23 protein-coding genes are annotated in these 25,496 nt (G+C 69.0%); all 23 read left to right on the top strand.

Translation table 11 applies throughout. The annotated features are described in order from the left end of the window. The first annotated feature begins 11 nt into the window (after positions 1 to 11). The 23 genes from ABJK40_RS20715 (at position 12) to ileS (ending at position 25,479) form a co-directional block, all read left to right on the top strand. Positions 12 to 965: an ROK family protein gene (locus ABJK40_RS20715; RefSeq protein ID WP_348482648.1), complete on the top strand. Its 954-nt coding sequence runs from the start codon at positions 12 to 14 to the stop codon at positions 963 to 965. Between the two features lie 56 nt (positions 966 to 1,021). Then, positions 1,022 to 2,254 carry an acyl-CoA dehydrogenase family protein gene (locus tag ABJK40_RS20710; protein WP_348482647.1) on the top strand — a complete coding sequence of 411 codons (1,233 nt, stop codon included), beginning with the start codon at positions 1,022 to 1,024 and terminating at the stop codon, positions 2,252 to 2,254. 214 nt (positions 2,255 to 2,468) lie between these two features. Further along, positions 2,469 to 2,720 carry a hypothetical protein gene (locus ABJK40_RS20705; RefSeq protein WP_348482646.1) on the top strand — a complete coding sequence of 84 codons (252 nt, stop codon included), beginning with the start codon at positions 2,469 to 2,471 and terminating at the stop codon, positions 2,718 to 2,720. 10 nt (positions 2,721 to 2,730) lie between these two features. Next, a complete protein-coding gene (locus ABJK40_RS20700) occupies positions 2,731 to 3,228 on the top strand; it encodes an HNH endonuclease (protein ID WP_348482645.1) in 498 nt (165 codons plus the stop codon). A 31-nt stretch (positions 3,229 to 3,259) separates the two neighbouring features. Then, positions 3,260 to 3,904: a hypothetical protein gene (locus tag ABJK40_RS20695; protein WP_348482644.1), complete on the top strand. Its 645-nt coding sequence runs from the start codon at positions 3,260 to 3,262 to the stop codon at positions 3,902 to 3,904. A 179-nt stretch (positions 3,905 to 4,083) separates the two neighbouring features. Beyond that, positions 4,084 to 4,485, top strand: a complete 402-nt coding sequence (locus tag ABJK40_RS20690; RefSeq protein WP_348482643.1) for a hypothetical protein — start codon at positions 4,084 to 4,086, stop codon at positions 4,483 to 4,485. Beyond that, positions 4,482 to 5,447 (top strand): 16S rRNA (cytosine(1402)-N(4))-methyltransferase RsmH, encoded by a 966-nt coding sequence (gene rsmH, locus ABJK40_RS20685; RefSeq protein ID WP_348482642.1) that lies wholly within the window; start codon positions 4,482 to 4,484, stop codon positions 5,445 to 5,447. The genes ABJK40_RS20690 and rsmH overlap by 4 nt, the downstream gene beginning before the upstream one ends. After that, positions 5,447 to 5,917, top strand: a complete 471-nt coding sequence (locus tag ABJK40_RS20680; RefSeq protein ID WP_348482641.1) for a hypothetical protein — start codon at positions 5,447 to 5,449, stop codon at positions 5,915 to 5,917. The genes rsmH and ABJK40_RS20680 overlap by 1 nt, the downstream gene beginning before the upstream one ends. 173 nt (positions 5,918 to 6,090) lie before the next feature. After that, positions 6,091 to 8,079: a penicillin-binding protein 2 gene (locus ABJK40_RS20675; protein WP_348482640.1), complete on the top strand. Its 1,989-nt coding sequence runs from the start codon at positions 6,091 to 6,093 to the stop codon at positions 8,077 to 8,079. A gap of 39 nt (positions 8,080 to 8,118) precedes the next feature. Beyond that, positions 8,119 to 9,660, top strand: a complete 1,542-nt coding sequence (locus ABJK40_RS20670; RefSeq protein ID WP_348482639.1) for a UDP-N-acetylmuramoyl-L-alanyl-D-glutamate--2,6-diaminopimelate ligase — start codon at positions 8,119 to 8,121, stop codon at positions 9,658 to 9,660. Continuing rightward, positions 9,657 to 10,703: a phospho-N-acetylmuramoyl-pentapeptide-transferase gene (gene mraY / locus ABJK40_RS20665; RefSeq protein WP_348482638.1), complete on the top strand. Its 1,047-nt coding sequence runs from the start codon at positions 9,657 to 9,659 to the stop codon at positions 10,701 to 10,703. Before ABJK40_RS20670 ends, mraY begins: the two co-directional genes overlap by 4 nt. Then, positions 10,703 to 12,070, top strand: a complete 1,368-nt coding sequence (gene murD / locus ABJK40_RS20660; protein ID WP_348482637.1) for a UDP-N-acetylmuramoyl-L-alanine--D-glutamate ligase — start codon at positions 10,703 to 10,705, stop codon at positions 12,068 to 12,070. Before mraY ends, murD begins: the two co-directional genes overlap by 1 nt. Beyond that, positions 12,070 to 13,371, top strand: coding sequence for a putative peptidoglycan glycosyltransferase FtsW (locus tag ABJK40_RS20655; protein WP_348482636.1), 1,302 nt, complete (start codon positions 12,070 to 12,072; stop codon positions 13,369 to 13,371). The genes murD and ABJK40_RS20655 overlap by 1 nt, the downstream gene beginning before the upstream one ends. Beyond that, positions 13,368 to 14,489: a UDP-N-acetylglucosamine--N-acetylmuramyl-(pentapeptide) pyrophosphoryl-undecaprenol N-acetylglucosamine transferase gene (locus tag ABJK40_RS20650; protein ID WP_348482635.1), complete on the top strand. Its 1,122-nt coding sequence runs from the start codon at positions 13,368 to 13,370 to the stop codon at positions 14,487 to 14,489. Before ABJK40_RS20655 ends, ABJK40_RS20650 begins: the two co-directional genes overlap by 4 nt. Continuing rightward, on the top strand, positions 14,486 to 15,895 hold the full coding sequence (gene murC / locus ABJK40_RS20645) for a UDP-N-acetylmuramate--L-alanine ligase (RefSeq protein ID WP_348482634.1): 1,410 nt from the start codon (positions 14,486 to 14,488) through the stop codon (positions 15,893 to 15,895). Before ABJK40_RS20650 ends, murC begins: the two co-directional genes overlap by 4 nt. After that, a complete protein-coding gene (murB, locus tag ABJK40_RS20640; protein ID WP_348482633.1) occupies positions 15,876 to 16,820 on the top strand; it encodes a UDP-N-acetylmuramate dehydrogenase in 945 nt (314 codons plus the stop codon). The genes murC and murB overlap by 20 nt, the downstream gene beginning before the upstream one ends. A gap of 28 nt (positions 16,821 to 16,848) precedes the next feature. Then, on the top strand, positions 16,849 to 17,979 hold the full coding sequence (locus ABJK40_RS20635; RefSeq protein WP_348482632.1) for an FtsQ-type POTRA domain-containing protein: 1,131 nt from the start codon (positions 16,849 to 16,851) through the stop codon (positions 17,977 to 17,979). Positions 17,980 to 18,103: 124 nt separating this feature from the next. Continuing rightward, positions 18,104 to 19,228, top strand: coding sequence for a cell division protein FtsZ (gene ftsZ, locus ABJK40_RS20630; RefSeq protein WP_348482631.1), 1,125 nt, complete (start codon positions 18,104 to 18,106; stop codon positions 19,226 to 19,228). A 9-nt stretch (positions 19,229 to 19,237) separates the two neighbouring features. Beyond that, positions 19,238 to 19,927, top strand: a complete 690-nt coding sequence (locus tag ABJK40_RS20625; RefSeq protein ID WP_348482630.1) for a polyphenol oxidase family protein — start codon at positions 19,238 to 19,240, stop codon at positions 19,925 to 19,927. Next, entirely contained in the window at positions 19,909 to 20,646 is a 738-nt protein-coding gene (locus tag ABJK40_RS20620; protein ID WP_348510387.1) for a YggS family pyridoxal phosphate-dependent enzyme, read from the top strand. The genes ABJK40_RS20625 and ABJK40_RS20620 overlap by 19 nt, the downstream gene beginning before the upstream one ends. 23 nt (positions 20,647 to 20,669) lie before the next feature. Next, positions 20,670 to 21,260: a cell division protein SepF gene (locus ABJK40_RS20615; protein ID WP_348482628.1), complete on the top strand. Its 591-nt coding sequence runs from the start codon at positions 20,670 to 20,672 to the stop codon at positions 21,258 to 21,260. A gap of 70 nt (positions 21,261 to 21,330) precedes the next feature. Beyond that, complete coding sequence (locus ABJK40_RS20610) at positions 21,331 to 22,305, top strand: DivIVA domain-containing protein (protein WP_348482627.1); 975 nt, start codon at positions 21,331 to 21,333, stop codon at positions 22,303 to 22,305. A 21-nt stretch (positions 22,306 to 22,326) separates the two neighbouring features. Continuing rightward, the gene (ileS, locus tag ABJK40_RS20605; RefSeq protein WP_348482626.1) at positions 22,327 to 25,479 is read left to right on the top strand and encodes an isoleucine--tRNA ligase; all 3,153 of its coding nucleotides are present in this window, start codon (positions 22,327 to 22,329) and stop codon (positions 25,477 to 25,479) included. The last annotated feature ends 17 nt before the right edge of the window (positions 25,480 to 25,496 follow it).

Below are 25,496 nucleotides of genomic sequence, written 5' to 3'. Positions count from 1 at the left end.
CCATCATCACGGTGTCGCCCCGCCCACCGATGCTCGCCGTCGCCATCGAACCCGCCCGTCTCGCCGCTGCGCTGGTCGACGGATCGGGGACCGTTCTCGTCCGCGACCGCGTCACGATGCCGTCCCGCGACGTGTGGCGTTCGCTCGAGCGACTGGTGCGTCGCGTGAACGCCGCCGCACCCGAATCGGTCGGAGGATTCGACCGAGTCACGGCGAGTTGCGTCGGACCCGTCGACGAGCAGGCGGGCACGGTCTCGCCTCCCTACGTGCCGGCGTGGTCGAACTTCGCGTTGCGCGAACACCTCGAGGAGTTGACGGAGCGACCGGTCACGGTCGCGTCGGCGGGCGCAGCCGCTGCCGAGGCCGAGCGCGTCATCGGTGAGGCGACCGACACGCGCAGCTATCTGTTCGTCGTCGCCGACGCCACCGTCGACTCGGCGTGCATCATCGACGGCCGGCGACTGCGCGGCGCCCACGGCAACGCGGGTTCGATCGCCCACATCACGGTCGATCCTGACGGCCTCGCGTGCTGGTGCGGTTCCAAGGGGTGCCTCGAACCGTATCTGTCCTCGATCGCCCTCGAAGCCGAGATGAACCGGCCGCTGCGGCGCGTCAATCCGTCGACGATCGAGCGTGCCGGCATCATGCTCGGGCGGGCGATCGCTTCGATGTGCGCCACGGTCGACCTCGACACCGTGTTCGTCACGGGTGGCGTGATCGACGCGTTCGGCGATCAACTCCTCGACGTCGCCCGTCGCGAACTGCACACCCGGACGCGGCTGCCGAACCTCGACGGGCTCCGCCTCGTCGAACCCGTCGAACACATCGGACCGCTGCTCAGGGCGGCCGCGCTCGACGGTCCGGCACCGAGCGATTCCGAACCGCCCGTGTCCGCGCCCGCCGGCTCCGAGCCCGCCGGGTCTGCGTCGATCCGTTCCGATCGTCCCGATCGGAACGGCAGGTGAACTCGACGCCCGGCTCGGCTACCGCGCGGTAACCGTGCCTTGCTAGCGTCGGGTGGATGCAGCCGACCTACACCGCTGAAGCCGAGGCCTACCGAGAGAAGGTCCAGGCATTCCTCGCCGAGAAGCTCCCGTCGGACTGGAAGGGCATTGGTGCACTGGAGGGTGAGGCTCTCGAATCCTTCGTCGCCGAATGGCGCACCGTGCTCTACGAGGCGAACTACCTCGCTCCGGGCTGGCCCCAGGAGTTCGGTGGAGCCGGGCTCTCGGCTCTCGAGCAGGTGATCCTCGCCGAGGAGTTCACCAAGGCGGGCGTTCCGACCGGTGGTCCCAACGATGCGTTCAGCATCCAGATGTTGGGCAACACGATCCTGATGTGGGGCACCGACGAGCAGAAGGCGCACTACATCCCGCGCATCCTGTCGGGTGAGGACGTGTGGTGCCAGGGCTACTCCGAGCCCGACGCCGGATCCGACCTCGGCAACGTCGGACTCAAGGCCGAGCTCGACGGTGACGAGTGGGTGCTCAACGGACAGAAGATCTGGACCTCGGCCGGCCACCTCGCCGATCACATCTTCACGCTCGCCCGGACCGACCCGGACTCCCCGAAGCACAAGGGCATCTCGTTCCTCCTCGTCCCGATGGACCAGCCGGGCATCGAGGTGCGTCCGATCAAGATGATCTCCGGTGACAGCGAGTTCAACGAGGTCTTCTACACCGACGCTCGGGTGCCCAAGGAGAACGTCATCGGCGGCGTCAACAACGGATGGGGCGTCGCGATGTCGCTGCTCGGCTACGAGCGTGGCGAAGCCGCGGCGACCGGCCCGATCCGCTTCCAGGCCGAGTACGCCCGTCTCGAGGCCATGGCCAAGGAACGTGGGCTCGCCGACGATCCGGTCATCCGGCAGCGGTTGGCGAAGGCGTACTCCACGACACGGATCATGGGATTCCTCGGCAAGCGCGTCCTCACCCAGTTCCTCGCCGGACACCACCCGGGTCCCGACGCCGCCATCGGCAAGCTCCAGTGGAGCGAGTACCACAAGGTGGTCACCGAGCTCGCGATGGACATCATGGGGGCCGACGCACTCTTCTGGGACGGCCGCAAGCCGCCGTCGTCGTTCGGTGCCGACGACGCGGGGGCGGCGAACTCGCAGTCGTCGTGGATCGGCACGTTCCTCAACGCTCGCGCCGGCACGATCTACGCGGGTTCGAGCCAGATCCAGCGCAACATCATCGGCGAGATGATCCTCGGGCTCCCCAAGGAGCCCAAGCCGGCATCGCCGACCCAGTAGGTCGCCGATCCCACCGTCCGAGATGCGGGTTGCGGTGAGGCTCGGTCGGGCTGAGGGCGACGGAGACTCACCGCTCGGGTGTGGCCCGGGTGTGCGGTGAGGCTGGGTCGGGCTGAGGGCGACGGAGACTCACCGCTCGGGTGTGGCCCGGGGGTGCGGGCGACGTGGCGCACGGGGCGACATGCCACTGCGACGCCCGCGTATGCTTCGTGACGTGATCCGTTCCGGTCTGGCAGTCGCTCGGCGGCCACGTCTGTGGAGCACGGCGGCGCGCCAGGCGCGACGCACGTCTGCTCCCGGCTGGTGGAAGCGCCGACCGTTCCTCCCGGTGCCGTCGGGTGAGTACCTCCGGTTCCGGCTCCTGACGCAGTACGGCGACGACGAGCACGCGTGGGACCCCGACGACGTCGTGCGGTACCTCGAGTGGTGCAGATCCTGGGAGATGGGCGCCATCAGCGCTCCCTGAGGTCCCTTCGATGCACAGCGCGCTCGTTCTCAACGCCAGCTACGAGCCGCTCAGCGTCGTGTCCTCACGGCGCGCCACGTGCCTGATCCTCGCCGAGAAGGCCGAACTCCTCGAAGACGACGGGACCGTGTTGCGATCGGAGGTGCTGGCCGTCCCGAGCCCGTCGGTGATCCGGCTGCGGTACATGGTCAAGGTGCCCTACGTGCGTCGCACCGCCATGTCGAGGCGTGCGGTGTTCGCCCGTGACGATCACCGATGTCAGTACTGCGGTGCCCGGGCCGACTCGATCGACCACGTCCACCCCAGATCCCGTGGCGGGCTGCACGTCTGGGAGAACGTCGCCGCCGCGTGCCGACCGTGCAACCTCACCAAGCGCGACCGCACGCCCGAGGAGGCCGGCATGCGCCTGGCCCGGCCGTGCCGCGCACCCCGGCAGTCGGCCTGGGTCGTGGTCGCCACCAGTGCCGTGCCCGACGCATGGCGGGCCTACCTGCCGATCGCTTCGTGAGCCGACGTTGACCGTTCACGCATGGCGGGTCGTGGCCCGCCGATCGACCGCGTCGGAGTTCCACGCGCAGGCGATCCCGGAGCCGGCCCGGCCCGAGGTGTGGGTGCATGACGTGACTCGTCCGGCGCTCGTGCTCGGTTCGACGCAACGGGCGGACGGCATCGTCGACACCGAGGCGTGCGAGCGAGCGGGGTTCGAGGTCGTGCGGAGACGCAGTGGTGGGGGAGCGGTCCTGCTCGTCCCCGGCGAGGTCACGTGGGTCGACGTGATCCTGCCGGCCGGCGCGCCGGGGTGGAGTGACGACGTCCACCGCCCGATGGTCTGGCTCGGTGAGCGACTCGCCGAGGCGTTCACCGCGGCGGGAATCGAAGGATCCCGAGTCCACGCAGCCGGACTGATCGCCACCGAGCACTCCCGGCTGATCTGCTTCGACGGGCTCGGACCCGGCGAGTTGACGCTGGGAGACGCCAAGCTCGTGGGAGTCAGCCAGCGACGGACTCGGACAGCGGCACGCCTCCAGTGCTGCTGGTACTCGTCGTACGATCCCGCCACACTCACCCGGTTGCTGGTCGGCGCTCCCGACCCGGCCGACCTCCGTCCGGTCGCCCTGGTCGATGCGGACACGTCGGCGGCCGTGGTGCGCTGCCTGGCGCAGGCGCTCGACGCCGCCTCCTGAGCATTCGTCTGGGTCGCCTCGTCGCGCCCTGCCCTGCCCGGTGCGACCCGGTCGGGACGTGAAGAGTCCGATGGAGGAATGTGGGGGAATGTGGTTGACGATGGGGGGGAATGGGGGCATAGTGGGGCCGACCGGGGGAAGCTCCCTCGCGAGTCTCAGGCAGGGAGTCGGTCAGGATCGTGTTTGTCGGTGTGTACGAGCGTCAGCTCGACGAGCGTGGGCGGGTGGCGTTGCCGACCCCGTTCCGCAGCTCCATCGGCGAGCAGTGCTACCTGACGTTCGGTGACGACGGCTGCGTTCGGATCATGGGCGCCGACGTGTTCCAGAGCGAGGCGCAGGAGATGATCGACGCCGTCAAGGCGGGCACCGTGTCGCGAGCCAAGCAGCGTGCATTCTCCTCGTCGGTCGTCGTGGCGGGCATCGACAAGCAGGGTCGGATCCTCGTCGACCCCCGACTGCGTGGTCACGCTGCGATCGACCTGCAGAGCCCCGTCAAGGTGCTCGGCGCCCTCGACCGTGTCGAGATCTGGGAGCCGTCGCGCTACGACGAACAAGAAGCCGCCGGGCTGGAGGAACTGTGACCGACCTGTTCGAACACGACCCCGTGATGGTCGACGAGATCACGGCGATCTTCGACGCGGTGCCGGCGGGCACCGTGATCGACGCGACCCTCGGCGGGGGAGGGCACAGCCATGCGCTGTTGACGCGTCGGCACGACATCAGCATCCTCGGCATCGACCAGGACGCCGATGCCATCGCCGCGGCCCTCGAGCGCCTGGCCGAGTTCGCCGACCGGGTGCGCACCAGCCGCCGGCGCTTCGACGAGATCCCCGAGGCGATGGCCGAACACGGCATCACCGAGGTGAGCGGCGCGCTGTTCGACCTCGGCGTGTCGTCACCCCAGCTCGATCGTGCCGAACGTGGCTTCTCGTACCGCAACGACGGGCCCGTCGACATGCGCATGGACGACGAGCAGCAGTGGTCGGCCCACGACGTCGTGAACGGCTACGAGCGCGACGAACTCGTGCGGATCATCCGACAGCACGGCGACGAACGGTTTGCGAAGCGCATCGCCGACGCGATCGTCGGCGCCCGCCCCGTCGAGTCGACCACGCAACTCGCCGAGATCGTGACCGCGGCGATTCCCGCCGCGGCCCGTCGTACCGGCGGACATCCGGCCAAGCGGACCTTCCAGGCGATCCGCATCGAGGTCAACTCCGAACTCGACGTGCTGCCGACCGCGCTCGACCAGGCGATCGAGGCCACCGTCCCGGGTGGTCGCATCGCCGTGCTGTCGTACCACTCGGGAGAGGATCGGATCGCGAAGCAGCGCTTCTCCCTGGCAGCAGGCGCATGCGACTGCCCTCACGACCTGCCCTGCGTGTGCGGAGCGGTCCAGACCGTTCGCGTGGTGCGCGGCGTGGCCAAGCGGGCGACGCCCGACGAGCAGACCCGCAATCGTCGTTCCACGAGTGCGCTGCTGCGCGTCGTGGAGAAGACCGAACCGATTCCCAAGGGCATCGGCCCGTCGGGTGCCGCCTGATGGCGCTCACCGCGATCAGCCCGAATCGGGTCGCGCCCCGCGCGGAGCGACCCGACCTCAAGGTCGTCCCCGGCCGCCGTCGCCGCTGGCCGGCCGTGCTGGGCGCGATGATCCTCGTCGGCGTGATGGCGGCGATGCTGGGCGCGGCGGTCTTCCACACGCAGCTCGCCGAGCGTCAGCTCGAGATCGATGATCTGGAGCGCAGCGTCCAGGCCGAACGGGACCGCTTCGACGAGTTGCGCTACGACCGTGCCGTCCTGCGCTCGCCGCAGCGCATCGCCGACGAAGCCGAGGCCCTCGGCATGGTCCGCGGCGAGACGAGTCGCTTCATCACGGTCGACCCGATGGAACTCGCCGTGCAACTCGCTGCCGCGGGGCCGACCGACGGCCGCACCACGTCGTCGATCGAGGACGACGATCCGCTCGACCAGTTCCGCGACGTCAAGTCGGTCTCGGCGGGGCAACCATGAGCCGACCACGCACGACCCGCACGCACTCGGGGCGCACCCGGAACGCAGGTGACGCACCTCTCGGCCGGGCGACCTCGACGAGAACACAGGGCACGAGAACACAGGCCACCAGGACACAGGGCACGAGGTCACAGGGTGCTGCACCCGCACGGTCCGCAGCGTCGGGTCCGCGCGTGAACGACACAGCGGCGAAGCGGTCGAGCGCGCCGACGGTGCCGCCGAACCGGGAGCGCGTCCCGGTCGCATCGAAGCAGCGTCGCACCTCGGAGCAGAGCGCTTCTCGACGTCGCACCTCGCCGCGGCATGCGGCGAAAGGATCGACCGGACGATCGGCGAATCGCGAGGCGGACCGCGGACGGCGCTCGGGTGAGAACCACCGCCGGATCAGCGCACCGAGGCCGGAGATCCGAGCTCACGAAGCCAAGTCGGGGTCACCGCGCACGCGCCTGATCGTGGCGCTCGTCGTGCTGTCGCTCCTCCTCGTCGCGATCGTCGTGCGTGTGACGCAGCTCAAGACCTCCGATGCCGAGTCGTTCCGTTCGGCGGGGGCGGCGCAGTGGACGCGAACCCGTGACATCGTCGCTCAGCGCGGGACGATCTTCGACCGCCACGGCAACGAGCTGGCGATGTCGGTCCCCGCTGCGGCGATCTCGATCAACCCGAAGCTCGTGGAGAACGGTCCGGCCACGGTCCAGATGCTCGACGACTTCCTCGACCTGCCCGACGACAAGGTCGCCGACCTGCTCGTCGAGGTCAACCGCCCCCTCGCCGAACGGCGCGGCTTCGTGTACGTCGCCCGGCAGGTCGATGCCGAGGTGGGTCAGCACATCGAGGCGTTGAACCGTGCCGGCATCAACGTCGACGACGAGTCCCGACGCGAGATGCCCGGGGGCCTGACGGGTCAGACCGTGCTCGGTCGCACCAACATCGACGGTGCCGGCATCGCCGGTCTGGAGTTGCAGTACGACGACGTGCTCACCGGCACGGGCGGTCAGATGACCCGCGAGATCGCACCGGGCGGACGCACGATCGCAGGATCGGAGACGATCACCGCATCGCCCGTCGCCGGAGACGACCTCGTGCTGACCATCGACCGTTCGATCCAGTTCGCGACCGAACAGATCCTGATCGAACAGGTCACGAACATCGACGCCCGCGGCGGATTCATCATCGTCATGGACTCCGACACCGGTGAGATCTACGCGAACTCGTCGGTACGCCGAGATCCCGACACCGACGAACCGATGGTGACCGGCGCCAACTTCGTCGCACTCGACAGCTACGAGCCCGGCTCGGTGGCCAAGGTGATCACGGTCGCGGGCGCTCTCGACGCCGGAGCGGTGACGCCCGCGACGACCTTCGAGGTCCCGTGGCGCGAGCAGTACTACGACGACCTGTTGAAGGACTCCCACGAGCACGACACCGAGGTGATGACCGTCGAGGACATCCTGGTGGAGTCGTCGAACATCGGGACGATCAAGATCCAGGAGACGATGGGTCGCTTCGTCCACCACGACTACATGACCGCATTCGGTCTCGGCGAGAAGACCGCGCTCGACTTCCCCGACGAGTCCCCGGGCATCTTCAAGGCCGCCGACGAGTTGTGGGGGAGCGAGCGGGTGACGGTGGCATACGGCCAGGGCATGTCGAGCACGCCGCTGCAGATGGCGGCGGCGATCAACACCATCGCCAACGACGGCGTGTACGTCGCTCCTCGACTCGTGGCGGCAACGGTCGGGCCCGACGGCACGACCACGGCGATGCCGCCGTCGGAGACCCGTCGCGTCGTGTCGTCGCAGGCCGCATCGCAGACCGCCGCCATGATGCAGGAGGTCGTGTGCAACCCGAAGGGCACGGCGAAGCTCGCGGCCGTTCCCGGGCTCCCGATCGCCGGCAAGACCGGCACCGCGTTCAAGGCAGCGGCGAACGGCACCTACTACGACGACAACGGCGACCGGATCTACTACGCCAGCTTCGCCGGATTCTTCCCCGCCGACGACCCGCAGGTCACCGTCCTCGTGGCGATCGACGAGCCGCCGCCCGGCACGCGCGACCGCTTCGGCGGCACGGCGTCGGCGCCGCTGTTCGCTGCACTGACACCGATGTTGATCCACGAACTGGGGATCCGGCCGGGCGAGAACGACGTCGGCTGCGAAGGCTGATCGATCCGACATGTCCGCACCAGCAGTGATGAGGCGACCGTGACGTCGCCGTCCGTCGAGACGGTCGCCGAGCGTGTCGGCGTCACCGGCACACAGGTCATCGGTGGCGCATCCGTCCAGGTGACGGGGATCGCGCACGATTCACGAGAGGTCGTCCCCGGGCAGATCTTCGCGTGCCTGCGTGGCGACTCCTTCGACGGGCACGACCATGCATCGGCTGCCGTGGCCGCAGGTGCCGTCGCACTGCTCGTCGATCACCGACTCGACGCCGACGACCTGAACGGTGTCGACGACGTCGCCCAGATCGTGGTCACCGACACGCGCTTGGCCGTGGGCCCCGCATCGGCAGCGGCCTGGGGTGATCCCGCCGACCGTCTGCTGATGATCGGGATCACCGGGACCAACGGAAAGACCACGACGGCCCAGATCGTGGCGGCCGCGCTCGAAGGTGCCGGCCTGCCCACCGGGATCATCGGCACTCTTCACGGCCCGCGCACCACGCCCGAGGCACCGGACCTGCACGCACGGCTCGCTCGGTTCGTCGCCGACGGTTGCGAAGCGGTCGTGATGGAGGTGTCCTCGCACGCCCTCGCTCTGCACCGTGTGGACGGCACGCGGTTCGACGTCGTCGGTTTCACCAACTTCGGCCACGACCACCTCGATCTGCACGGATCTCCCGAGGCGTACTTCCGGGCGAAGTCGACGTTGTTCAGGACCGCGTTCGCCGCTCGTGCGGTGATCGACGTCGACGATGCTCACGGCCTCCTGCTCGCGGACGCCGTCGACGGTGACATCGACGTCCGACGAGTGACGAGCAGCGAGCTGGTAGACGTCGTCGTGGGTCCGGCCATGCATCGCTACACGTGGAAGGGTCGCACGGTCGAAGTCCCGCTCGGGGGAGACTTCAACGTCGCCAACTCCCGGATGGCGCTCGAACTGGTCGACCGGCTCGCCGAATCCGACCGGCGGATCGACCTCGACCGCGCCGTGCTCGGCGTCGCCGACCTCCCACCCGTGCCCGGACGTTTCGAACCCGTGGACACCGACGAGACGCGCGCACGGGGCTTCTCGGTGGTCGTCGACTACGCCCATACCCCCGACGGCCTCGAACGCCTGCTCGACGCAGCCCGGCTGATCACCGCCGGCCGGGTGATCGTGGTGTTCGGGTGTGCGGGCCGACGCGATCGCGAGAAGCGACCGGTGATGGGCGAGATCGCGGCGCGGCTCGCCGACATCGCGATCGCCACGTCGGACAACCCGCGCGGGGAGGATCCCGACGCGATCATCGGTGACGTGATCGCCGGAGCGCCGTCGGAGTACCGTTCACGCGTGACCGCCGAGCCCGACCGTCGTCGTGCGATCCGCCACGCACTCCACCTCGCCGACACCGGCGACACGGTGGTGATCGCCGGCAAGGGTCACGAGACCTACCAGGATCTCGGCGACGTCACCATCGACTTCGACGACCGACAGGTCGCCCGAGAAGAACTGGCGCGTGAACACGTCGCGCCCGAAGAACCGGGTCCGGAGGCTGCCGCACGGCGAGCACCCGACGGCCGTGAAACGAAGGATCTGTCGTGATCTCCATCCTCCTCTCCGCCTCCGTCTCGACACTCGTGTCGCTGTTCGGCACGCGGTACCTGATCATCTTCTTCCAGACCAGGGGGCAGGGCCAGCCGATCCTCGGCAAGGACGATCACGGCCCCGAGCACCACATGGCCAAGCAGGGCACCCCCACGATGGGTGGCCTCGCCATCGTGATCGCCGCATTCCTCGGTTGGCTGATCGCCCACGTGCGCGAGGACCTGCCGTTCGCCCGTCAGTCGATGATCGTCTGGGTCGGTGTGCTCTTCATGGCCCTGATGGGCTTCCTCGACGACTACATCAAGGTCCGCAAGCGCCACAACCGAGGGATCTTCTGGAAGCAGAAGAACTACATCACGATGGCCGCCAGCTTCGCGGTGGCGTGGTGGCTGGTCGTCGGAACCGGCATCTCCGAGACGATCTCGGTCACCCGCTCCGATCTCGGTGTGGAGGTGCCCACCATCGTCTGGATCCTGTTCTCCGGTGGGATCATCTGGGCGACCACGAACGCCGTCAACGTCACCGACGGCCTCGACGGCCTCGCTGCGGGATCGGCGCTGATGGGCTTCGGTGCGTTCGTCATCATCGCCTACCTGAAGTTCCGCAACGTCGACCTCTACCCGGCGGTGGTCAACCCGCTCGACATGGGGGTGTTCGCCGCAGCCTTCGCCGGCGGCTGCCTCGGATTCCTCTGGTGGAACGCGGCCCCGGCGCGGATCTTCATGGGAGACGTCGGCGCGCTCGCCATCGGCACCGCACTGGCCTTCATGGCGCTCACCCTCAACACGCAGTTGCTGATCGTGCTGCTGTGCGCCATCAACGTGATGGAAGCCGGGTCGGTCGCCATCCAGATGATCGTCTTCAAGGCATCGGGACGCAAGAAGCGCCTGTTCCGGATGTCGCCCATCCACCACCACTTCGAACTCGTCGGCTGGCCCGAGACGACCGTGATCATCCGCTTCTGGCTGATCGCCGCGATCTCGGTCGGTCTCGCGCTCGGCATCTTCATCGCCGACTTCTCCACGCTGTCGGCGGCCTGATGCGCGCCCTCGTCTACGGACTGGCCGTCACCGGCGCGTCGACGGTGCGTGCGCTACGGCGGCGTGGGTACGACGTGATCTGCGGCGACGACGTCGTCACCGCCGAGCGGATCGCCACCGCACGGGCCCTCGGTGTCGAACTCCTCGACGCCCCCGACGCCGACGTACTCGCCGATCTGGTCGCGACCTGCGACCTGGTCAGCCCCGCACCGGGGATTCCCGAGACGCACGCCGTCGTGGTGGCCGCGCAGGCTGCGGGTGTCGAGGTCGTGTCGGAGATCGAACTCGCCTACCGCTGGGAACAGGAGCGTCCGGGCGGACCGCGGCCGATCCTCGCGATCACCGGGACCGACGGCAAGACCACCACCACGCTGATGACGGTCGCCATGCTGCGCGCCGCCGGACTCTCGACCGTCGACGCCGGCAACACCGACACACCGCTGGTCGACGCGATCGAGGACGACGGGTACGACGCATTCGTCGTCGAGTGCACCAGCTTCCGCCTCGCGTGGACGCCCACGTTCCGGCCCGACGCAGGGGCGTGGCTGAACCTGGCGCCCGACCACCTCAACTGGCACGTCTCGATGCAGAGCTACGGCGACGCGAAGGCCCGGATCTGGCGGAACCAGCGCCCCGACGACGTGGCCGTCGCCTTCACCGGTGCGCCGGACGTCATGTCACGCCTCGCCGGCTCCCCGGGACGCCACCTCACGTTCGGGCCGGGCGGCGACTACCACCTCGACGGTGACACACTCACCGGGCCGAGCGGACCGATCGCGAGCACGACGACGATGCGCCGGGCGCTGCCGCACGACATCACGAACGCGCTCGCCGCGTCGGCGCTCGTCCTGGAGACCGGTCTGGCCGACAGCGATGCGATCCGGTCCGCACTCGTCTCCTTCGTCGGGCCACCGCACCGGTTGGAGCACATCGGGCGGTGGGACGGCGTGGACTGGTTCAACGACTCCAAGGCCACCACACCGCACGCCGCCGGTGTGGCGATCCGGGCGTTCGACGACATCGTGTTGATCGCCGGTGGGAAGGACAAGTACGTCGACCTGGCCGAGATGGCGGTCGATGCGGATCGAGTCAAGGCGGTCGTCGCGATCGGCGAGACCCGCGACGCCGTCGCGTCCGCGTTCTCGGCGGTCGTGGCCGCCGGAGGGGTCGTCCAGACCACGGAGTTCCTGCCCGAGGCAGTCGCCCGGGCCGCCGCGCTCGCGGCGCCGGGCGACACGCTCCTGCTGTCTCCGGGCTGCGCGAGCCTCGACCAGTACCGGTCCTTCGAGGAGCGCGGCGACCACTTCCGCGATCTGGCCCGTGCCCTGCACGGCGACACGAACGACGACACGAAGGGTGAGGCCTGATGGCATCCACGACCTCCGTCCAGGACCGACGCCGAGCGGCGCTCGAGCGAGTCACGGGAGAGGCGGCCGAGGACCGGACGCGGAAGCGCCCGCCACTGCCCGGTCTGCCGACACTGTCCCGGCGCTCGACGTCGTCGCGCACCCGGGGTCGTGCGGTCACGGCCGCGCCCGAGATCGCCGGGCCCCCGCCCGTCATCTGGTACGGGATCATCGCCGTGGTGATCGTGTTCGTGATGCTGGGCCTCGTGATGGTGCTCTCGGCGTCGGCGGTGACCGAAGCGAACAAGGGCAACGGCGCCTACGGCGTGTTCGTGAAACAGTCCATCTGGGCGGGCCTCGGCGTCGGCGGGCTCGTGATCATGGCCAGGGTCCCGTACACGGCGTGGCGTCGACTCACACTTCCGCTCGCCGTCGTCGGGACCGCCGCCATGCTCGGCCCGCTGGTGCCCGGGATCGGGGGAGACGTGAACGGCGCTCGCGCGTGGATCCGGGTCGGCGGCTTCAGCGTTCAACCGTCGGAGTTCCTCAAGCTGGTGGTGGTGCTCGTCACCGCCGACCTGCTCACCCGGCGCTTCGGGCAGATGAACCACCGTCGCAACACCCTCTACCCACTCGCCGGGATCGGGGCCGTCGGCACCGGACTCTGCATGGCCCAGGGCGACCTCGGGTCGGCCATCGTGCTCGGCGCCGTCGTGTTCGCCATCGCCTGGATCGCCGGCGTGCCATTCGCACCCATGACGCTGATGGGATCCGTCGCCACGGCGGTCGGCCTGTTCTTCGTGTTCTCCAGCTCGACGCGCACCGACCGCTTCACTGCGTTCCTGGACGTCACCGGCAACAAGGATCGCCTGGCGTGGCAGACCTACCAGGGGTACGTGAGCATGGCGTCGGGCGGACTGGGCGGCTCGGGGATCGGGGGCTCCAAGACCAAGCTCGGGTACCTGCCGTACGCGCACAGCGACTTCATCTTCGCGATCATCGCCGACGAACTCGGCATGCTCGGTGCCGGTGCCGTGATCGGCGGTTTCATCATGCTGGTCTGGTTCGGTGTCCAGACCGCTCTGGCGTCGCCCGACCGCTTCGGCATGCTCGTCGCGGGCGGCATCGCCTCGTGGTTCGGTGTCCAGGCGATCGTCAATCTCGGTGGCGTCACCGGACTGATGCCCGTGACCGGGCTGACGCTGCCGTTCTTCTCGGCCGGCGGCAGTTCGCTGTTCGTGTCGATGGCCGCCGTCGGTCTGCTGCTCAGCGTGGCGCGACGCGCCGGGAGTCGGGTCGGACGCACGGCCCCCCGGTCGTGAGCACTTTCGCCGTCGTCACCGGCGGCGGAACCGCCGGGCACGTCCTGCCGGCGCTCGCCGTCGCCGGTGCCCTGGTGGCGGCGGGGCACCCGCCCGAGGAGATCCACTACGTCGGCTGCACACGCGGGATCGAGACCCGACTCCTCCCCGACACGCCCCACCCACACACGTTCTTCGACGTCGTCGGCTTCCAGCGATCGCTCAGTCGGCGCAACCTCGGTTTCGTCCCCAAGATGCTGCGGGCTCGCCGCTCGGCGATCGCCCTGTTGCGCGAGTTGCGTCCGAAGGTGGTGGTGAGCGTCGGCGGGTACGCATCCATGCCGGCGGTGTTCGCGGCCCGTGCGCTCGACATCCCGATCGTGGTGGTGTCCTACGACCGCACTCCCGGCCGGGCGAGCCGCCTGTCGGCCCGAACGGCGGCGGCGTGCGCTGTGGCGTTCGAGAACTCGCCGCTCCCGAGGGCGACCGTGACCGGTGCCCCCGTGCGTCAGGAGGTCCTGACCATCGACCGAACCGGAGACCGTGCGGCTTCCCGCCTCCGCCTCGGCGTGCCCGACGAACGGTTCCTGGTGGCGGTGATGGGTGGGTCGCTCGGCTCGGGTGTCCTCAATGCGGCGGTCGCGGACTACGTGCAGACGCACCGCGACGACGTGGGCCTCGCGGTGCGGCAGGTGGCGGGGGAGCGGTTCGTCGACGGGATCGACGTGGCGCAGCACCCTTCCGGCGACGCGTCGGCGGGAATCGTCCACCAGGTGGTCGGATACGAGTCCGACATGCCTGCGGTGTACGCGGCGGCCGACCTGCTGATCGGTCGGGGCGGGGCGAGCACCGTGCACGAGGTCGCCGTCACCGGGATCCCTGCGATCCTGGTGCCCTGGGCCGGAGCGACCGACGACCACCAGACCGACAACGTGCAGTGGCTCTCCGAGGCCGGCGGTGCGGTCCTGCTCGCAGAGCCCGATCTGACCCGTCTCGCCGACGAGATCGAGCGGCTGCGGGCCGATCCCGCCGCCCGGGCAGATCTCGGTGAGGCTGCGCGCCTGCGGGGCGACGTCCACAGATCGGGCGCATTGGCCGAGTTGGTCCAGCGGGTCGCCCTAACCTCGGCAACGTCATGACTTCGCCTTCCTCCGTGGCGCCGACCGCGCCACTCGACCTGTCCATCCCGCATCGCCTGCACGTCGTGGGTGTCGGCGGCCCGGGCATGAGCGCGATCGCGATCGCCCTCTCCGAGATGGGCCACGACGTGTCGGGCTCCGACCTGCGCGAGCATCCCGTCCTCGATCGCGTCCGAGCCGCGAACGTGTCGGTCGCGATCGGCCACGATCGGTCCCTCGTCCACGGGGTCGACGCCGTCACGGCGTCCACCGCCATCCCCGAGCGCAACGTCGAACTCGACGAGGCCCGCACCACGGGAGTCACCGTGCTGCGTCGGGCGGGCATGCTCGCCTCGATCTGTGCCCGGGCCAAGGCACTCGGCGTCGCCGGCACGCACGGCAAGACCACCACCACGTCGATGCTGATGCTGATGCTCGCCGAGGCGGGGTTGCGTCCGAGCTTCGTCGTGGGCGGTGACGTCACGGATCTCGGCACGGGCGCCCAGTGGACCGGAGGGGAGTGGTTCGTGGTCGAGGCCGACGAGAGCGACGGCACGCACCTCGAACTCCCGCTGCACGGCACCATCCTCACCAACGTCGAAGTCGACCATCTCGACCACTACGGCTCGTTCGACGCCATCGTCGAGAGCTTCGACCGCTATCTGTCCCAGGTGTCCGGCCCGAAGGTGGTCTGCGGCGACGACGAGGTGGCGGGGCGGTTGGCCTCCCGCCACGACTGCGTCACCTACGGTCGTGACGAGGGCAACGACGTCCGGGCCGTCGACGTGCGGGCCGACCGCGGCGCGTTCGTGTTCGACGTGGTCCGTCGCGGTGAACGCATCGGGACGATCGAGTTGCCGATGCGCGGCATCCACAACGTGATCAACGCGACCGGGGCCATCGCGATGGCGCTGGAGGTCAGCGTGCCCTTCGCCGACGTGCGCACTGCGCTCGCCAAGTTCGGTGGCGTCGCCCGTCGCTTCGACGTGCGAGGTGTCGACGGCGGTGCCACGTTCGTGGACGACTACGCCCACCTGCCGTCGGAGATCTCCGCCGTCCTGGCCGCGACGCGCCACAGCGGCGATGCCTGGAAACGCGTCGTCGCCGTGTTCCAGCCGAACCGGTACAACCGGATCTCGGAGATCTGGGAGGAGTACGGCCCGTCGTTCGCCGATGCCGATGTCGTCGTCCTGACCGACATCTACGCGTCCGGTACCACCCCCATCCCCGGTGTCACCGGCAAGCTGATCGTCAACGCGGTCACCGAGTCCGACCCGTCGAAGCGGGTCGTGTGGCTGCCCCAACGCCAGGACCTGATCGACTTCGTCGCCCGCGAAGCCCGCGACGGCGACATCGTCGTGTCGATGGGGTGCGGCGACATCGCGACACTCCCGTCGGAGGTGCTCGATGCCCGTCAGCGCCACTGAGACCGGCCGCAGCGACGCCGTCGAGCAAGCCGTCGCGGCGCTCGGCGGCCTCGCCGAGCGAGACGTGGCGATCGGCCCGATGACCACGTACCGGGTGGGTGGAACGGCCGACGTGTTCGTCCGGGTCCGTTCGGTCGCCGACCTGCACCTCGTCGCGCGAGCCCGTCGAGCCAGTGGGATGCCCGTTCTCGTGGTCGGTCGGGGCTCGAACCTGCTCGTCGCCGACGGCGGGTTCCGGGGCATCGCCGTGTCGCTGCTCGACATCGCCACCGACGTCGTCATCGACGAATCGACGTCGGTCGTCGAGGCGGGCAGCGCAGTTCTGCTCCCGGTGCTCGCACGACGACTGGCGACGGTGGGTCTGACCGGCTTCGAATGGGCGGTGGGTGTTCCCGGATCGATCGGTGGCGCGGTGCGGATGAACGCCGGTGGCCACGGCTCGGACATGTCGGAGTCGCTCCTCGACGCACGCATCGTCGACCTCGACGACGGCCGAGACACCGTCGTCGCTTCCGCCGACCTCGGCCTGCGGTTCCGTGGGAGTGCCCTGCGCGCCGACCAGGTGGTCGTGTCGGCGCGCCTGCAACTCGCGCCAGGAGACCCGGCCGTCGCCAAGGCAGCCCTGAGCGAGATCGTCGCGTGGCGTCGGGCCATGCAGCCCGGTGGCCAGAACGCCGGATCGGTGTTCGTCAACCCGGTGCCCGGCGAGGTGAGTGCCGGTCAACTCGTCGACGAGGTCGGCCTCCGTGGGTTCCGTCACGGAACCGCGAGCGTGTCCGACAAGCACGCCAACTTCATCCAGGCCGACGAGGGCGGGAGCGCCGACGACGTGCGCGAGCTGATGAGGCAGGTGGCGGCACGGGTCCGAGCCGAGACGGGGTACGACCTGCGCAGCGAGATCCGACTGGTCGGGTTCGAGTCGTGAGCCGGTCGACGTCGAAACGGTGGATCCGATGAAGAAGTGGTGGAAGCGGTCGTCCGAGCCCGACGCGCCCGTCGTGGAGCGCGAGTTCGCCGACGTGCGGATCATCCGACGCGACGAGAGCGACAAGATCGCGGCCGAACTGTCCCAGGCGTTCGCCGGTCGGGACGGCGCCGTGGCGTCCGGCCGTGGGCCCGTTACCGATCCCGACGACTCCGACGATGCGACCGCGCCGACCTCGCGCACGACGATCGCCATCGGCGGAGTCGACGAACTGCCCGACGCGGTGTATCTCGACGACGAGTTCGGCGACGGCGACGATTCCGGAACGGTGTTCATCGACGACGACGGCACCGGCGACGCGATCGCAGCCAAGGACGCCACCGGTCGGGGCATCGAACCGCGTCTGCGTCAACGCCGCATCGGGGTGCGTCGTGCGCAGGGGCGCAAGCGACTCAAGTGGGCCGGCATCGTCGTGGTCGTCTTCGTGCTCGTGGTCGGCGTGCTCGCGGTCCTCGGATCGTCGTTGTTCTCGGTCTCGAACGTCGACGTGACCGGCGTGCGCAGCGCCGATCCCGCCGCCATCGAGGCCGTCGTGGCCGACCTGGTCGACGAGCCCGTCCTGCTGGTCGACACCGACGACGCCGAGCGGCGTCTCGAGGAGATCGCCTTCGTGGAGACCGCCCGCGTCCGCACCGACTTCCCGAGCTCCGTGTCGATCGAGATCCGCGAACGGGTGCCGGTGGCCACCGTCCAGGGAACGGACGGCCAGTTCCGCATCCTCGACGCGGACGGGCGGGTGCTCGACGTGATCGGAGGTCAGCCGGTCGCGTTCGTGTTGATCTCCGGCACGAACCCGCTCGACCTCGACGAAGGTGAGTTCGCCTCCCAGGGCTACGCGTCGGCGACGTCGATCGTCACGAAGCTCACGCCGGCGGTCCGTTCGCGTCTGGTGTCGATGTCGGTCACGCCCGACGGTTCGGACCTGCGATTCGTGCTCTCCAACGACCCGGGCGAGAACATCGAGGTCCGGCTCGGCGTCGCGATCACCGACGACGATCAGATCCAACGACTCGTCCGATTGGAACGCGTCCTGGACGACGTGCTCGGCACCGACACGACCGTGATCGACGTGTCGACGTCCGAGACCACCGAACGCTGATGCGGACCCGCCGTGCGATGAACTGTCCGCTGGTCGGGCTAGCGTCCCCGTGCGATGCCGGCGGACCTGGCAGAATGCGACACACCATGTACACAGCCATGAACACCCACGAGAGGACCCACTGATGGTCGGGACACCGCAGAACTATCTCGCCGTCATCAAGGTCATCGGTGTCGGTGGGGGTGGCGTCAACGCCGTCAACCGGATGATCGACGCCGGGCTCAAGGGTGTCGAGTTCATCGCGGTCAACACCGATGCGCAGGCGCTGCTCATGAGTGATGCCGACGTGAAGCTCGACATCGGCCGCGATCTCACCCGAGGTCTCGGAGCCGGCAGCGATCCCGAGGTCGGCCGTGAGGCCGCCGAATCGCACCGTGACGAGATCGAAGAGGTCGTCCGCGGCGCGGACATGGTGTTCATCACCGCCGGCGAAGGCGGAGGCACCGGCACCGGGGCAGCACCCGTGATCGCCGAGATTTCGCGTGAAGCGGGTGCGCTCACCATCGGTGTCGTCACCCGACCGTTCTCGTTCGAGGGCCGTCGTCGAGGCGTCCAGGCCGACAACGGCGTGCAGAAGCTGAAGGAGAAGGTCGACACGCTGATCGTCATCCCGAACGATCGCCTGCTCACCGTCGCCAACGACAAGACCAGCGTCCTCAACGCGTTCAAGATGGCCGACGAGGTCCTCCTGCAGGGCGTGTCGGGCATCACCGGCCTGATCACCACACCGGGCCTGATCAACACCGACTTCGCCGACGTGAAGGCGGTCCTCAAGGACGCCGGCACCGCCCTCATGGGCATCGGCCAGGCCAGCGGCGACGACCGTGCGGTGTCGGCCGCGAAGCAGGCGATCTCCAGCCCGCTGCTCGAATCGGCGATCGATGGCGCCCGCGGCGTGCTGCTCAACATCACCGGGCCGTCCAGCATGGGTCTGTTCGAGATGAACGCTGCCGCCGAGATCATCCACGGGGTCGCACACGACGACGCACTGATCATCTTCGGCACCGTCGTCGACGACGAGATGGGTGACGAGGTGCGCGTCACGGTCATCTCCGCCGGATTCGACCGCAACGACGGCTCCTCGACCATGCCGAGTTCCTCCTCGTCGAGCGGTCAGCCGACGGGGCCGTCGGGCGACCAACCACGCACCTCGCCGACGCGGATCACCGAGCTCTTCGGTGACGTCGACGACGACGATCCGCTCGCCGACGATGACGACGACTTCGACGTCCCGTCGTTCCTCAAGTGAGCCCTGCGGGTGACGCACCCGCTGCTCGACGTCATCGTCGGTGACCGTCGGCTCCGGGTCGTCGCGACCGAACGCACCGACGGCGACGTCCATCCGCTCCGCACGGGGCCGGACACCCTCGCCGCACGCCAACACGCGATCACGGGTGCGGATCGCTCCTGGGTGATGACGGATCAAGTCCACGGGGTCGACGTGTCGACCGTCGACGGATCCGCTCCCTGGTCGCCGACGACGGGTGTGGCCGACGTCATCGTGACCGGGGCACTCGACGCGACGATCGCGATCTGGGCAGCCGACTGCGCCCCGATCGTCGTGGCCGCCGACGACGGGACACTCGTGGCCGCACACGGTGGCTGGCGCGGTCTGGCGATGGGGGTCGTCGACGTGGCGGTCGACGCCGCCGTCGGCAACGGTGGCTCCGTCGCGGCCGCCGTGCTCGGTCCCGTGATCCACCCCTGCTGCTACGAGTTCGATCCCGACGATCTCGCCACGATCCCGGACGCGATCCCGGGCCGCACCTCGAGCGGCGGTCCGGCGCTCGACGTGCCCGCCACCGTCGCCGCGTCGCTGGCCCGTCGTGGAGTCGACCTCGACGCGTCGGGACCGTGTACGGGCTGCGACGACAGGTGGTTCTCCCACCGCGTCCGCTCCGAGCCGGGCCGTCACGCCGTCATCGCCTGGTGGGAGCACGCCCGGTGACCGACGACGTGAACGCGCACCGCGCCGTCGGTCGACTGATCGAGGACCTGGCCGGGATCCGTCGACGCATCGAGAGCGTGGAGCGCGCCTGGGACCACGAGGTGGAGATCGTGGCGGTCACCAAGGCATTCGATCCGTCGATCGTGGATCTGGCCGTCGACGCCGGATGTCGAGCGATCGGCGAGAACTACGCGCAGGACCTGCTGTCGAAGCGGGACGTGATCGAGGCGTTCGACCACGATCGTCGACCGCGCGTCGACTTCATCGGACGACTGCAGTCGAACAAGGTGCGCCAACTCGCCGGTCTGGTCGATCGCTGGGCCACCGTCGACCGGGCGTCGCTCGCACGCGAGATCTCCAAGCGCGACCCGGGTGCCGAGGTGCTCGTCCAGGTCAACGCCACGGGCGAACCGGACAAGGGTGGGTGCGACCCCGACGACGTGGCCGCACTGCTCAAGACGTGCCGCGACCGAGGTCTGTGCGCCGTCGGGCTGCTCGGGATCGGGCCGACCGGGCAACCGCCAGAGGCGGCGGCAACGGCGTTCACCATCGTGCGGGCGCTGGTCGACGAGCACGGTCTCGACGTGTGCTCGATGGGCATGACCGCCGATCTGGAGGTCGCCGTGCGCTGCGGGGCCACCTCGGTCCGTGTCGGATCGGCGCTTTTCGGATCGCGACCTGGTGGACCCGTCCACCAACAATCGGGTGAGCGCGGCTAACCTCCGGCGCTCAGGAGGACGACATGTCAATGTGGAAGAAGACCATGGACTACCTGGGTCTTGGTCCCGACGATGCCTACGACGATTACGACGACGACTACGGACAGGAACCCCCTGTCCGACAGCAACGCGCGCCTCGTGAGCCGGAGCCGCGTTGGGAGCCCGAGGACGAGCCCGCGGTGCGCACGGTCGAGAAGCGACCGAGCTTCCCGTCGCGTGACTTCGATGCATCAGCGGCGTCTCGACGGCCATCGCAGTCTGCGCCGCCTCCTCGCTCGTCGGGTGACCATTCCGGCGTTCAGATCCGACCGAACGTGAGCGATGCGCCCACGCCCCAACCCCAACTCCGGAGCATCCCGGGAGGCGCCATGGAACCGCACACCGTTCGACCCCGCCGGTTCGACCAGGCCCAGGAAGTGGCCGACGCCTTCAAGAGCGGCACACCGGTGATCATGAACCTCGAGGGCACCGAGCGAGACGTCGCTCGCCGTCTCATCGACTTCGGCAGCGGGATCTGCTACGCGTTGGACGGCACGATGGAGAAGGTGGCAACCGGCGTCTACCTGCTCAAGCCACCGCATCGCCAGCAGCGCTACGACGAATACGACGCCTGACCAGGCGCAGCGGACACGACCACGACCGAGTGCGGCGCGGGCACGACGAATCAGCGACACGGAGTTTCACATGGACATCAGCCCGCAGCGGGTACGCACCGCCGAGTTCAAGACCGTCAAGCGCGGTCTCGACCCCGACGAGGTCAGGGCGTTCCTGACCGACGTTGCCACCGAACTCGAACGCGCCCAGAACCAGTCGACCGCCATGGAGGCGCGGGCGCGTGCCGCCGTGGCCCGCCTGCAGGAACTGTCCGATGGTGCAGCAGCGGCACCGGTCGCCACGAGCGAGCCGTCCTCGGCCGACCGGGCGCCCGCCGAGGCACCGGCCTCCACCGAGGTGCGCCCGTCGGTCGACGAGGCCGAGACCATCTCGCGCACCCTGTTGCTGGCGCAGCGGACCGCCGACATGACGGTGGCCGAGGCGAAGGCCGACGCCGAGCGCATCGCACGCGAGGCCACCGAGGAGGCATCGCGAACGCTCGATTCGACGCGCGAGATGTCGGTGCGACTCCTCGACGAAGCCCGCGACGAGGCGCGGCGCGCCGGTGACTCCGAGCGCAGCGCCGTGCGGACCGAGGTGGAGTCGCTCAAGGCTCGCCGTGACTTCCTCGAATCCGACGTGGATCACCTCGAACGCCACCTGGCCGACGAGCGTTCACGGCTGCGTGAGGCGGCCACCACGCTGCTCGACCTCACCGAGCGGGTCCCCGGCGGCATGGGCGAGGTCCGACGCCCGCTGCTCTCGGCCGCCGACGATTCCGCAGCGTCCGGCGGAACGAGCGTGGGCGGGCCGACGTCGGTCGTCGACGACGCAGCCGCCCAGGGCTCGACCGATCCTGGCGCCGCCAGCCGGGAATCCGACGATCAGGACCGCGACCGGTCCGACGTCGCCACGGCGGCGTCGCCTGTCGGGCGGAGCGACGCCGATCCCGACGCCGACGATCCGGACGGCCTGTTCATCCTCACCGATGCGGACGCGACGGGCGAGATCGCCGGTGCCCCCGTCACCGACGAGGACGAAGAAGTCATCCGCTTCGGCGACTGACCCACGGGTAGCCTCCCGGGCGTGTCCTACCCCGATGTCGACCCGCAACCGGACTTCCCCGCACTCGAACAGACCATTCTCGAGCGTTGGGAGCGCACCGGAGCGTTCCAGGCATCGATCGACCAGCGCGACGCCGGCACGAACGGCAGCAACGAGTTCGTCTTCTACGACGGTCCTCCCTTCGCGAACGGCCTGCCGCACTACGGGCACCTGCTGACCGGCTACGTCAAGGACGCCATCCCGCGCTATCAGACGATGCGTGGCAAGCGGGTCGAGCGACGCTTCGGATGGGACTGCCACGGACTGCCCGCCGAGGTGAAGGCCGAGCAGGAACTCGGCATCTCGGGCCACCCCGAAATCGCCGCATTCGGGATCGACAAGTTCAACGACGCCTGTCGCACCAGCGTGCTCCAGTACACCTCCGACTGGGAGCAGTACGTCACCCGACAAGCCCGCTGGGTCGACTTCGACAACGACTACAAGACCCTCGACCTCACGTACATGGAGAGCGTGATGTGGGCGTTCAAGACGCTGCACGACAAGGGACTGATCTACGAGGGTTTCCGGGTCCTGGCCTACTGCTGGCGCTGTGAGACCCCCCTGTCGAACACCGAGACGCGGATGGACGACACGTACCAGGACCGTCAGGATCCGGCTCTCACGGTCGCGTTCACGCTGGAGACCGGCGAGAAGATGGTCGCCTGGACCACCACGCCGTGGACGCTGCCGTCGAACCTGGCGCTCGCCGTGGGTCCCGACATCGACTACGCCGTGCTCGAACAGGGTGGTGAGCGGTACATCATCGCCGACGCACTGGTGGCCAACCACGAGGCGGAGTTCGGCGAGGCCGAACGCGTCGACACGCTGAAGGGGTCCGACCTCGTCGGTCGCCGCTACACGCCGCTGTTCGACTTCTTCACCGACACCGATCTCCACGGAACCGAGAACGCCTGGCAGGTGCTCGGCGCCGACTTCGTGTCGACCGAGGACGGCACGGGAATCGTCCACATGGCTCCCGGCTTCGGCGAGGACGACCAGATCGTCAGCAACGCGGCCGGGATCCCGACGCTGTGTCCGATGGACGAACACGGTTGCTTCACGGCCGAGGTCACGGACTACGTCGGCACCCACGTGTTCGACGCGAACAAGACGATCATCGCCGATCTGAAGGCGCGGGGCACGCTCGCCGACGGTGGCGTCGTGGTGCGTCATGCCACGTACGACCACTCCTACCCGCACTGCTGGCGCTGTGCGCAGCCCCTCGTGTACCGCGCCATCTCGTCGTGGTTCGTCGAGGTCACCCGGTTCCGCGACCGGATGGTCGAACTGAACCAGGAGATCACCTGGCAGCCGGCCCACATCAAGGAGGGCAGCTTCGGCAAGTGGATCGAGAACGCCCGCGACTGGGCGATCAGCCGGAACCGGTTCTGGGGGTCGCCGATCCCCGTGTGGCGCTCCGACAACCCGGACTTCCCGCGCATCGACGTCTACGGGTCGCTGGAACAGTTGGAGAACGACTTCGGTGTGGCGGTGACCGACCTGCACCGTCCGCAGATCGACGAACTCGTGCGGCCCAACCCGGACGACCCGTCGGGTGAGTCGATGATGCGGCGCGTCCCCGAAGTGCTCGACTGCTGGTTCGAGTCGGGGTCGATGCCCTTCGCCCAGGTGCACTATCCGTTCGAGAACCAGGAGTGGTTCGAACACCACTACCCGGGCGACTTCATCGTGGAGTACATCGGTCAGACGCGCGGGTGGTTCTACACGCTGCACGTGCTCGCCACGGCGCTGTTCGACCGCCCGGCGTTCTCCAACTGCGTGAGCCACGGAATCGTGCTCGGCAGCGACGGCGCGAAGATGTCGAAGTCGCTCAACAACTACCCGGACCCCCAGGAGATGTTCGACGCCCACGGGGCCGATGCGATGCGGTGGCACCTGCTCAGCTCGGCCATCCTGCGCGGCGGCGACGGCATGGTCACCGAGGCGGGGATGCGCGAGACGGTGCGCCAGATCCTGCTTCCCCTGTGGAACTCGTGGTACTTCCTCACGCTCTACGCGAACGCGGGGGAGCGCGTGGGCACCGTACGGACCGATTCGACCAACGTGCTGGACCGATACGTCCTGGCCAAGACCCGTGATCTCGTGTCGGACATGACGTCGTCCTTCGACGCCTACGACCTGTTCGGCGCGTGCCAGCACGTCCGGTCGTACCTCGACGTGCTCACGAACTGGTACGTGCGCCGGAGCCGGAGCCGGTTCTGGGCGGGTGATCAGGACGCCGTCGACACCCTGCACACCGTGCTGTCGGTGCTGACGCGCCTCACGGCGCCGCTCCTCCCGTTCGTCTCGGAGGAGATCCACGACGGGCTGAACCGCGCCGGGACCGGGCCCGTCGACGACCGCGATGCCTCCGCCAGCGTGCACCTCGGCGACTGGCCCACGATCGACGAGCTCCCGGCCGACGACGAACTCGTCGCCTCCATGGACCTCGCCCGTGACGTCTGTTCGTCGACGCTGTCGGTGCGCAAGGCCCACAAGCGCCGAGTCCGCCTCCCGCTCCTGTCCGTCACCGTCGCATCGCCCGACGCCGAACGCCTGGTCGACTTCGTCGACCTGATCGCCGACGAGATCAACGTCCGGCACGTGGAGTTGACCACCGACGTGGGCTCGGTGGCCTCGGAAGTGCTGAAACTCGTGCCCGCCAAGCTCGGTCCCCGACTCGGCAAGGACGTCCAGAACGTCATCAAGGCGCACAAGGCCGGCGACTGGACCGTCGACGCGGTCGAGGGAGGCCGCGTGGTGAAGGTCGGCGAGTGGGTGCTGGACGAGGGTGAGTACCTGCTGGAACAGGTCGCGTCGGCCGATCAGGCGAGCACGGGGCTCGGATCCCACGTCGGCGTCGTCGCGCTCGACACCTCGGTGACAGACGAACTCGAACGCGAAGGACGGGCGCGGGATCTGATCCGCGCCATCCAGCAGGCCCGGCGCGACGCAGATCTCGCCGTGTCCGACCGGATCGACCTCACGGTCACCGCACCGACCCTCGTCGCCGAGGCGCTGCGCCACCACCAGGACCTCGTCGCACGAGAGACCCTGGCCGAGAGCGTCGAGATCGTCATCGCCCAGGAGGATGATGCCGAGTCCGTCGTCGTGGTCGCGCGGGCGAACCGGTAGAGTCCGGCGCTCACACA

This window comes from Ilumatobacter sp., from assembly GCF_039969435.1.
Taxonomy (GTDB): domain Bacteria; phylum Actinomycetota; class Acidimicrobiia; order Acidimicrobiales; family Ilumatobacteraceae; genus Ilumatobacter_A.
Note: the sequence above shows the minus strand (reverse complement) of the source record. Positions and strands in the feature narration are given on the sequence as shown.